We start from the raw sequence: 6,000 nt of genomic DNA, 5'->3' as shown, positions 1-6,000 counted from the left end.
TCACGCTCTCACTGCCCATCCCCACCCCTCTCACGTCATGGCCGCACTTGGTGCGGCCACCCACGTCTTCGAGAACCGCCGCGTTGCCAAGACGTGGGTGCCCGGGACAAGCCCGGGCATGACGGCGGAGGGTATCACGACGGCGGTGGGTGGGATGACGGCGAAGACGGAAGGTTGAAACCGTCGCGTCGAGATCAACCATGCCCTCTCTCAAATCTCGATCGAGCTTCCGATCTCGACCACCTGCGAGGCGGGGATGCAGAAATAATCGGCCGTCAGCTCGGCGTTGCGGTTGAGCATGGCGAAGACGACCTCGCGCCAGAACGCCATGCCGGGAAGCGCACGGGTCGCCACCACGGTCTGACGGCCGACGTAATAGGTGATGGCGTCGGAGGCCAGATCCGGCAGGTCCAGGCGGGCGGCCGCGAAGCGCAGCGTCTGCGGCACGTTTGGCTTCTCGGTGAAGCCCAGGCGCAGGACGAGACGCTGGACGCCCTCCCCGATCGGGATCAGGTGAAGGCGGGCCTCGTCCGCCACACTGGGCTCGTCGGTGACCACGACGGAGACGAGGAACACGGTCTCGTGCAGCACCCGGTTGTGCTTGAGGTGGTGCAGGAGGGTTCCGGGAATCCCGTTGGGCGATGCGGACATGACCACTGCGGTGCCGGGAATTCGGATCGGCGGATTATCCTCCAGCAGATGCAGGAACTCCCGCGTCGACATGCGCAGATGCGTGCGTGCGCGCTGCACCAGCTGCTGCCCCTTGCGCCAGGTCAGCATCATGAAGGCCACGGTCGTTGCGATGAGCAACGGGAACCAGCCGCCTTCCAGCAGCTTGGTCGTGTTCGCCGCGAAGAAGACGACATCGACCAGCATCAGGAACCCGTTCAGCAGATAGACGAGCACCGGCCTGTGGCCCCAATGGAGGGCGACGAAGGTCGCGAGGATGGTCGTGATCACCATGTCGAGCGAGACCGCGAGACCGTAAGCGCCGGCGAGGTTGCTCGACGACCCGAAGCCGAGGACGGCCGCAAAGGTCATCATGGCGAGGGCCCAGTTCACGAACGGCACATAGACATGCCCGCGCTCGTGACTCGATGTGTGGATGACCCGCATCCGCGGCAGGAAGCCGAGCTGGATCGCCTGCTGCGTCAGGGAGAAGGCGCCGGTGATCACCGCCTGCGAAGCGATCACGGTGGCGAGCGTCGCCAGGACGACGAGGGGATAATGGGCCCAGTCCGGCGCCAGATGGTAGAACGGGTTCTCGAGGGATTCCGGGTGTGTCAGGAGCAAGGCACCCTGGCCGAAATAGTTCAGCATCAACGCCGGCAGAACGACGAAGAACCAGGCCATCCGGATCGGGACCGGGCCGAAATGACCGAGATCGGCATAGAGGGCCTCGCCGCCCGTCACCGTGAGAAACACCGCCGCCAGGACGGCAAGCGTCACCGCCACATCCGTATGGATCATGAAGGACAGTGCATAGACCGGGTTGATCGCCGCGACCACGCCGGGGGCGGCCACGATGCTGCCCAGCCCGAGAAGGCCGAGAACGGAAAACCACAGCAGCATGAAGGGCCCGAAGATCCGGCCGATGCGGCCGGTGCCCATGCGCTGAACGGAGAACAGCGTCACCAGAATGGCGATCGTGATCGGCAGCACGAACGGCTGGAAGCGGTCGGAACCGACGGCGAGGCCTTCGATGGCGCTCAGCACGGAAATCGCCGGCGTGATCGCGCCGTCGGCATAGAGCAGAGCCGTGCCGACAAGACCGAATACCGCCAGGTAGACGCGCCATGAGCCGTGCTGGATGCGCCGCACGCCGAGAAGCGCGAGCAGCGCGATGATCCCACCCTCGCCGCGATTGTCGGCCCGGAGGATGAACAGGCAGTACTTGACCGAGATGACGATGAAGAGCGACCACAAGATGAGGGAGAGAACCCCCATCACGGTCTCCCGCGACAGCACGCCGTCGCCCGCAGCCATGGCGGCCTCTCGCAAGGCATAGAGGGGGCTGGTGCCGATATCCCCGAACACGACTCCCAGGGCGCCCAGGACGACCGCCCGCGATGCGATCCTGGCTCCGCTGTCATCGGCATGGGCGTCGGCGAGAGTGGCCATGACGGTCCAGATGCTCGGCACGCATGGATTTCATGCGTTCAGGTACAAGCTGAGATGATACAGCCCAGTTCCCCGACAAGGGGCGATGACGCTCGCAATGCGCGCTTCTTTGCGAAAGCCGGCCGTTTCAGCTGTAGGGATAGCAGTGGCCGCGGTCGAGATTGAGACCGAAATGCTGGCCGAGCATGGCGATGGCCCCCTCGTGCTCAGGATAGGGATCGCGGTTCTCACGGCCGACGATGATGATGCGGAACGAAGGATCGTATTGCCCGCCCGGCGGCAGCATCGCGGTGGCGAGCGTGCTTCCCTCCGGATCGCGCAGAGTCAGGAACAGGGGCATCACGCGCCGCACATGATCCTTGAGGCCGATATTCTGCTCGACGAAGGAGCGTCCGCTTGATCGGTAGCTGTCCACCGCGGCCTCCCAGGCGAGGTGGAAATGCTTTTCCACGGCATGGCTCATCGCATCGGATTCGAAGGCGGCCTCACCTTCGGTCTCGATCCGGAACCAGCTCTTTCCTCCGGGCGTGTCGCAGATGAATTGCATATCCTATCAACGCACGAGCGCGGTGAAGGTTAGCGCGAAAGATCCCGTCACACCCAACGGTGATTGCGCCCTTCGATCACGAGCACGCGGCCCTGCCAGATATCCAGGCTGGCGGCCTGCCGGGATGAGACGCCGCAGGAGATCGACAGGAAGGCGCGGGCGACGCCGCCATGGGCCACCACAACCGTGTCGCGGGTGATGTCGTCGAGGAAGGGACGGATGCGCTCGACCAGCATGGCATAGCTCTCGCCGCCGCCGGGCGGGGCGTAGTGCCATTTGTCCTGCTCGCGCAACGCCGCGAGTGCCGGTTCGGCCTTTCGCACTTCCTTCCAGGTCAGGCCCTCCCAAGCGCCGAAGGTCAGTTCGACCAGGCGCTCGTCGAGCTTGTAGGATTCCGGGTGAAGGCCGAGGGTGGCGCGCAGGATCTCCATGGTCTCGCGGGTGCGGGTCATGGGGCTTGCGATATAGGCGAGATCCTCCACATGGGGCGCGAGCGTCTGGAGGCGGCGCGCCGCCTCCTCGGCCTGGACGCGGCCGACATCGTTGAGCGGAATGTCCTTCTGCCCCTGGAGCCTGCCTTCGAGGTTCCAGTCCGTCTCGCCGTGGCGAATGAAGTAGATCGTCGGTCGGGACGAGGTCACGGCATCAGGTCCGATACGCTCACATTACTCTTTGTCGAGGGAGAGATCCGGCGCTTCCGGGTTTTTCATGCCGACCACGTGGTAGCCCGCATCCACATGCAGGATCTCGCCGGTCATGCCGCGCGACATGTCGGAGACGAGATAGGCGGCCGTCTCGCCGACCTCCTCGATGGTGACCGTGCGCCGCAGGGGCGAGTTGTACTCGTTCCACTTCAGAATGTAGCGGAAATCGCCGATGCCGGAGGCGGCAAGCGTCTTGATGGGACCGGCCGAAATCGCGTTGACGCGGATGTTCTTCGGCCCGAGATCGGCGGCGAGATAGCGCACGGAAGCCTCGAGCGCGGCCTTGGCGACGCCCATGACGTTGTAGTGCGGCATCCACTTCTCGGCGCCGTAATAGGTGAGCGTCAAAAGCGAGCCGCCGTCGTTCATCAGCTTCTCGGCGCGCTGCGCAATGGCCGTGAAGGAATAGCAGGAGATCAGGAGCGACTTGGTGAAGTTGCCCTCGGAGGTCTCCACATAGCGGCCGGTGAGCTCGTCCTTGTCCGAGAAGGCGATGCAATGGACCACGAAGTCGATGGAGCCCCAGAGGCGCTTCACTTCGTCGAAGACGGCATCGATGGTGGCGCCGTCCGTGACGTCGCAATGGCCGACGACGGCGGCGTCGAGTTCCTTCGCCAGGGGCTCCACGCGCTTCTTGAGGGCATCGCCCTGATAGGTGAAGGCCAGTTCCGCCCCGTGCTGGCGCGCCGCCTGGGCAATGCCCCAGGCAATGGAACGGTTATTCGCCACGCCCATGATCAAGCCACGCTTGCCGGCCAGAATGCCGGGGGCCTTTGTCTCCGCCATGATTCACCTAGATCGTCGCTGGACAGGTCAATAAGGAACGGCCTCTTTAACCGACCCGGCGACCACGGGGAAGCCCTCTTCGGCAGCCGTGTCGGCGATGCGGGGTGCCGGCATGACGAGAGAGTGTCATTCCCGGCCTGCGGCCGGCGTGGATGACACCCTCCTGCGTCATGGCCGCACTTGTTGCGGCCACCCACGTCTTCGAGAACCGCCACGCTGCAAAGACGTGGGTCCCCGGGACAAGCCCGGGGATGACGGCGAGGGTGAGAGGATGACGGGGCGGCTCTACTTCGCCTTCGCGGACGCGCGCCTGCGGGCGTAGTCCATCAGGTCCTCGTCGACGACCTCCGGCAGCCTGATCTCGGTGGTCACGAGGAGGTCGCCGTGGCCGGTCTTGGTGGGCAGGCCCTTGCCGCGCAGGCGGAAGGTGCGGCCGGAATTGGTCAGGGGCGGGATCTTCATCTCGACGGAGCCCGTCAGGGTCGGCACGCGCACGGGACCGCCGAGCACCGCCTCCTCGATCTCGACCGGCAGCCGCAGGCGCAGGTCCGAGCCCTCGGTGGTGAAGCGCTCATGGGGCGCGAAGGCAATCGTCAGCAGCGCATCGCCCGGATCGATGCCGGGAGCGCCCTGGCCTAAGCCGCGCAGGCGGATCACCTGGCCGTCGCTCACGCCCTTGGGGATGACCACGTCCACGTCGCGGCCGGTCGAGAGCCGCAGGCGCTTCTTGGCCTCCTGAGCGACCTCCTCCAGGGTCACGGTGAGGGTGGCGGCGACGTCCTCGCCCTTCATCTTCTGCGAGCGGCCGCGGCCCTGGCGCGTGCCCTCGCCGCCGGACGAGCGGAAGGCCTCGCCGAAGAGCTGGGAGAAGACATCGTCGCCGAGATCGGCACCGAAGGCGCTCGACTTGGAGCTGCGCCTGCCGCCGCCGAAGCCGGCAAAGCCGCTGAAGCCGGAAAAATCCTCCGGCCGGGCGCCGCCGCGGCCGCCGCCGAAACCTTCGAAGCCCTGGAAGCGCGGCTTGCCCTCCGCGTCGATCTCGCCGCGGTCGAACTGGCCGCGCTTTCCCGCATCGCCGAGGATCTCATAGGCGGAATTCGCCTCCGCGAACTTGTCCTTGGCCTTGGGGTCGTCCTTGTTGCTGTCCGGATGATATGTCTTGGCCAGCTTGCGGAACGCCTTCTTGATCTCCGCTTCGCTCGCGGAGCGGGATACGCCTAGAACGTCGTAGGGGTTGCGCATTGTGGAATCCTGGAACCGTCAGATTGAAAGCCGTGAAGGCTTAACGGGTTTGACGGTCATATGGGCAAAGTGTTGCCCGTTTGCAACGCCCTTTTCGCGGGAGCTAGGCCTTTGCCGTGCCCTTCAGAGGCTTGATGTCCTTGATCGCCCACTCGCCTCCGGACGGCCGGCAGGCCGTGCCCTGCACGGCGGATGCGGATGGACCGCCGAGATGGGCGGAGAAGGCCCGGCAGATCTCGTCATCCTTCACGAACGGCGCGCCGGTTGGCGTGAAGGTGCCTTTGCGGGTGCTCGAAGGGTTGTCCCACGACACCTGCGTGCCGGGTCCCTGCGGATCGAGCGCGACGGCGAGGGCCGCCTTGGCCCTGCGCCAATCCTCTTCGTCGAGATCCGGGGACAGATGGGTGACGGCCCTGGTGGCGATGGCGCCGGTCGACTTCGGCTCATCCTCGTCGAGGCCCGAGAGGCCGAAGGAATAGCTGCATGCGCCCGCGGACAGCGCGATCAAGCCGGCCATCGCCAGCTTCATGGCTTCGCGAAGGATGTCTTCTGATCTATAACGGCGCGCATTGATCCACGTCACGCGTCGGTCCCCAAACC

The 6,000-nt window shown here is 65.4% G+C and carries 6 protein-coding genes; all 6 read right to left on the bottom strand.

Features of this window, described 5'->3' with window-relative positions:
- Positions 1 to 210: 210 nt before the first annotated feature.
- The 6 genes from JKL46_RS23720 to JKL46_RS23695 all read right to left on the bottom strand — a co-directional run bounded on the left by JKL46_RS23720 (position 211) and on the right by JKL46_RS23695 (position 5,917).
- Positions 211 to 2,121, bottom strand: a complete 1,911-nt coding sequence (locus JKL46_RS23720) for a potassium transporter Kup (RefSeq protein ID WP_201838038.1) — start codon at positions 2,119 to 2,121, stop codon at positions 211 to 213.
- A gap of 127 nt (positions 2,122 to 2,248) precedes the next feature.
- Positions 2,249 to 2,668, bottom strand: coding sequence for a hypothetical protein (locus tag JKL46_RS23715; RefSeq protein ID WP_201838017.1), 420 nt, complete (start codon positions 2,666 to 2,668; stop codon positions 2,249 to 2,251).
- 47 nt (positions 2,669 to 2,715) lie between these two features.
- A complete protein-coding gene (locus JKL46_RS23710; RefSeq protein ID WP_201838015.1) occupies positions 2,716 to 3,309 on the bottom strand; it encodes a histidine phosphatase family protein in 594 nt (197 codons plus the stop codon).
- A gap of 24 nt (positions 3,310 to 3,333) precedes the next feature.
- Positions 3,334 to 4,158 carry an enoyl-ACP reductase FabI gene (gene fabI, locus JKL46_RS23705; protein ID WP_201838013.1) on the bottom strand — a complete coding sequence of 275 codons (825 nt, stop codon included), beginning with the start codon at positions 4,156 to 4,158 and terminating at the stop codon, positions 3,334 to 3,336.
- 285 nt (positions 4,159 to 4,443) lie between these two features.
- Complete coding sequence (locus tag JKL46_RS23700; protein WP_201838011.1) at positions 4,444 to 5,400, bottom strand: DnaJ C-terminal domain-containing protein; 957 nt, start codon at positions 5,398 to 5,400, stop codon at positions 4,444 to 4,446.
- A gap of 103 nt (positions 5,401 to 5,503) precedes the next feature.
- Positions 5,504 to 5,917, bottom strand: coding sequence for an RT0821/Lpp0805 family surface protein (locus JKL46_RS23695; protein ID WP_246529487.1), 414 nt, complete (start codon positions 5,915 to 5,917; stop codon positions 5,504 to 5,506).
- Positions 5,918 to 6,000 lie beyond the last annotated feature (83 nt).

The organism is Microvirga zambiensis WSM3693, from assembly GCF_016735695.1.
In the GTDB taxonomy this organism is placed as follows: domain Bacteria; phylum Pseudomonadota; class Alphaproteobacteria; order Rhizobiales; family Beijerinckiaceae; genus Microvirga; species Microvirga zambiensis.
Note: the sequence above shows the minus strand (reverse complement) of the source record. Positions and strands in the feature narration are given on the sequence as shown.